Source organism: Actinocrinis sp. (genome assembly GCF_035946395.1).
Classification (GTDB): Bacteria; Actinomycetota; Actinomycetes; order Streptomycetales; family Catenulisporaceae; genus Actinocrinis.
Window position 1 is genome coordinate 1 of the sequence record NZ_DASYZI010000031.1, and the last position, 3,763, is coordinate 3,763.

Annotated in this window: 3 protein-coding genes; 1 reads left to right on the forward strand and 2 read right to left on the reverse strand. The window is 68.9% G+C overall.

Features of this window, described 5'->3' with window-relative positions:
- Both VGS97_RS02440 and VGS97_RS02445 read right to left on the reverse strand, forming a co-directional pair.
- Positions 1–903 (reverse strand): hypothetical protein (locus VGS97_RS02440; RefSeq protein ID WP_326851503.1); only part of this gene is annotated, 903 nt, incomplete at its 3' end.
- A 123-nt stretch (positions 904–1,026) separates the two neighbouring features.
- Positions 1,027–1,839, reverse strand: coding sequence for a class I SAM-dependent methyltransferase (locus tag VGS97_RS02445; protein WP_326851504.1), 813 nt, complete (start codon positions 1,837–1,839; stop codon positions 1,027–1,029).
- A 327-nt stretch (positions 1,840–2,166) separates the two neighbouring features.
- Between VGS97_RS02445 and rpsA the strand changes: the two genes are divergently transcribed.
- On the forward strand, positions 2,167–3,660 hold the full coding sequence (gene rpsA / locus VGS97_RS02450) for a 30S ribosomal protein S1 (RefSeq protein WP_326851505.1): 1,494 nt from the start codon (positions 2,167–2,169) through the stop codon (positions 3,658–3,660).
- Positions 3,661–3,763 lie beyond the last annotated feature (103 nt).

A 3,763-nucleotide genomic window follows, 5' to 3' on the forward strand; every position in this document is an offset into this window, starting at 1 on the left:
CACGGTGGTCACGACCATCGCCAGCCCGATCCCCACCGCCAGCCCCATCGCCGTCGTCAGAGCCTTGCGCCGGGTCTCCGGCACCGCCAGCTTCGGGTACGCCAGCACCCCGGCGAACTGCGGAGCGAAGTAGCCCGCCCGAGTGAACATCGCACCGGCCTGGTAGCGCCCGAGGGCGTCCCCGCGTATGTAGTGCGCGGCCAGCAGCCCGTCGAGCAGTGACAGCAGCAGTACCGCGCCGAGGCTCCACGACGCCGTGCCCAGTTCGCGCAGGTATCCGAGCCCGCGCTCGAAGCGCGGCATGCCGACCATGTCCCGCAGTGCGAAGTGCGCCGCCGCCGCGGTCACGAACCACGCGGCCGCCACCGCCCCCATGATCAGGCCCGGTGTCGCCCCGACCGCCCCCGCACCGAGTCCGGCCGCCAGCTTGGCCCCGTTCATCGCCACGAACAGCACGGTGTAAGCCCGAAAGCGGGAGCCGCCCTGCGCGATCCCCAGGTAGCAGTAGATCAGCGCATTGGGAATCAGCGCCAGCGCCGTCCAGGCCACCTGGCCAGTGGACACCGCAGGCAGCAGCGCCGAGACCACCGGTGCGAGCCCGCCGAGCACAACCGCCGTTGCGACCCCGATCAGCAGTGACCAACGCACCAAAGGCGCGGTGAACGCACGCAACGCCGCTGGATCCTGCGTGCCCGCACTGGCCACGCGACGTGCGGTGACCGCCTGGATCGCCGTCGCCGGAATCGAGGCCACCAGCAGGATCGTCAGCAGCGCGCCGATCTGGCCGTACCCGGCCTGGTCGAGCTGGTGCGCGATCGCGACGCTGAACCCGTAGGCGAGCATGTTGCCGCCGAGGGTGCCGAAGGCGACCAAGGCGCCGTCGGCGATTTGTCGACGGGCCATGGGTTTCGTGCCCCTTCCGGAATTTGGCACTGAAGTACTGCGTTCAGGACCGTACGAGCACTGCGGTCAGGACTGTATCTGCTGGGATCGCCGGGTTCCAGCAGTGCACCGTCCGTGCGTGGCCTACCGCTTCTCGGTCACGAAGATCACCGTGCCCGGCACGAGCCGTCCGCGCAGCGCGGACCAGCCGCCGCCCCACCGGTCGCCCAGATCCCCCGGGTACTCGGGCTCCACCAGATCGAGCAGCACCAGACCTGCGGCCGTCAGCTCCCGCACTCGGTCGCCGAGCGTCCGATGGTGCTCTACGTACGTCGCGACGCCGTCCTCATCCTGCTCGACGTAAGGGCGTCGATCGAAGTACGAGTCCCGCACGACCAACCCGCCGTTGCCCGGATCGTCCGGCAGACACCAGCGGAACGGATGCGATACCGCGAACACCCACCGCCCACCGGGCCGCAGCACCCGAGCGACCTCACGCATCACTGCCGCCGAATCCGCCACGAACGGCACCGCGCCGAACGCCGAACAAGCGAGGTCGAAAGCGTCGTCGGCGAACGGCAGCACCGTCGCGTCCGCCTGCACGAGTTGCAGCGGCGCGTTGCCGAGCCCATCGTCGATCCGCCTGGCGTGCGCCAGCTGCCGCGCCGACAGGTCGAATCCCACGACGTGCGCCTCCTGCATCGCCAGCCAGCGCGAGCACTGCGCGGCGCCGCAGCCGACCTCCAGCACCCGCCGCCCGGCCACCGGGCCGAGCAGCCGCGCTTCGTCCTCGTAGACGCCTTCGGGGCACCACAGGAAGCGGGTGTCGCCGAGGAACTCGCCGTGCTCCGCCTGGTACCAGGCGGCCGCGCCGTCCCACCAGTCCCGGTTCGCCCGTACGGTCTCCGCGTTTCCCGCCTGACGCCGTGTCACCAAAGCGGTCGGATCTTCGCTCATGCCCCAAGTTTCGCACCGGTCACCAGGCCCCCGGGCCGCTGCGAATCGGTAAGCGTACTTCCGTAACAAGGCCCCGACACGCTATCTTGCGATGGTCCGCCGGGCGTCCACCACGCGCCCCGCTATCCACGTCACGGTTCGGTGTGATCGCGGTCGGCGCGATTGACCATGGAAGCGTGCGGCCCGTATTCTGGCTTTTGCGCTGCGGACCCGTGTGGCTTCGGACCGAGGGGGCCGCACCGACTTTCGAACCGCTTCAGTTCCCGAGTCAGGCTCCGCCGCGTGTGTCATCCGACCACATATTCCGTACCCGGAGCCCTTTCTCCCATGACGAGCAGCACCGAGACCATCCGAACCCCGCAGGTCGCGATCAACGACATCGGTTCGGAGGAGGAATTCCTCGCCGCCATCGACGAGACCATCAAGTACTTCAACGATGGCGACATCGTCGACGGAACCATCGTGAAGGTTGACCGGGACGAGGTCCTGCTCGACATCGGCTACAAGACCGAGGGCGTCATCCCGTCGCGCGAACTGTCGATCAAGCACGACGTGGATCCGCACGAGGTGGTCGCGGTGGGCGACCACGTCGAGGCCCTGGTCCTCCAGAAGGAGGATAAGGAGGGCCGGCTGATCCTGTCCAAGAAGCGCGCGCAGTACGAGCGGGCGTGGGGCACGATCGAGAAGATCAAGGAAGAGGACGGGATCGTCACCGGCACGGTGATCGAGGTGGTCAAGGGCGGCCTGATCATCGACATCGGGCTGCGCGGCTTCCTGCCCGCCTCGCTGGTCGAGATGCGCCGGGTGCGCGACCTCCAGCCGTACGTCGGCAAGGAGCTCGAAGCCAAGATCATCGAGCTGGACAAGAACCGCAACAACGTGGTGCTCTCCCGCCGCGCCTGGCTGGAGCAGACCCAGTCCGAGGTGCGCCAGACGTTCCTCACCACGCTGCTCAAGGGTCAGGTCCGCTCGGGTGTGGTCTCCTCGATCGTCAACTTCGGCGCCTTCGTCGACCTCGGTGGCGTGGACGGCCTGGTGCACGTCTCGGAGCTGTCCTGGAAGCACATCGACCACCCCTCCGAGGTGGTCGAGGTCGGCCAGGAGGTCACCGTCGAGGTGCTCGACGTGGACATGGACCGCGAGCGGGTCTCGCTGTCGCTGAAGGCGACGCAGGAGGACCCCTGGCAGCAGTTCGCCCGCACCCACCAGATCGGGCAGGTCGTGCCGGGCAAGGTCACCAAGCTGGTGCCGTTCGGCGCGTTCGTCCGGGTGGACGAGGGCATCGAGGGCCTGGTGCACATCTCCGAGCTGGCCGAGCGGCACGTGGAGATCCCCGAGCAGGTCGTGCAGGTCGGCGACGAGATCTTCGTCAAGGTCATCGACATCGACCTGGACCGCCGCCGCATCTCCCTCTCGCTCAAGCAGGCCAACGAGGGTCTGACCGGCGACGCGAGCGTGGACCAGTTCGACCCGACGCTCTACGGCATGACCGCGTCCTACGACGCCGAGGGCAACTACGTCTACCCCGAGGGCTTCGACTCGGAGACCGGCGAGTGGCTCGAAGGCTTCGACGCCCAGCGCGAGGAGTGGGAGCGCCAGTACGCCGAGGCGCAGACCCGCTTCGAGCAGCACCAGCGGCAGATCTCCGAGGCCCGCAAGGCCGACGCCGAGGCCGCCGCGGCCGGTGGCGGCGCCGCTGCGGCTCCGGGCGAGGCGGCCCCGTCCAGCTACTCCTCGGCCCCCGCCGAGAACTCCGGCGCCCTGGCCACCGACGAGGCCCTGGCCGCGCTGCGCGAGAAGCTGGCCGGCGGACAGAGCTGAGCTGCCGGGAGCGGCTGATCATCTGATCAGCCGACTGCGAACGAACGCTGACGGGCGTCCGGACGACTTCCGCAAGGAACCGCCGGGCGCCCGTTTCGTTCAT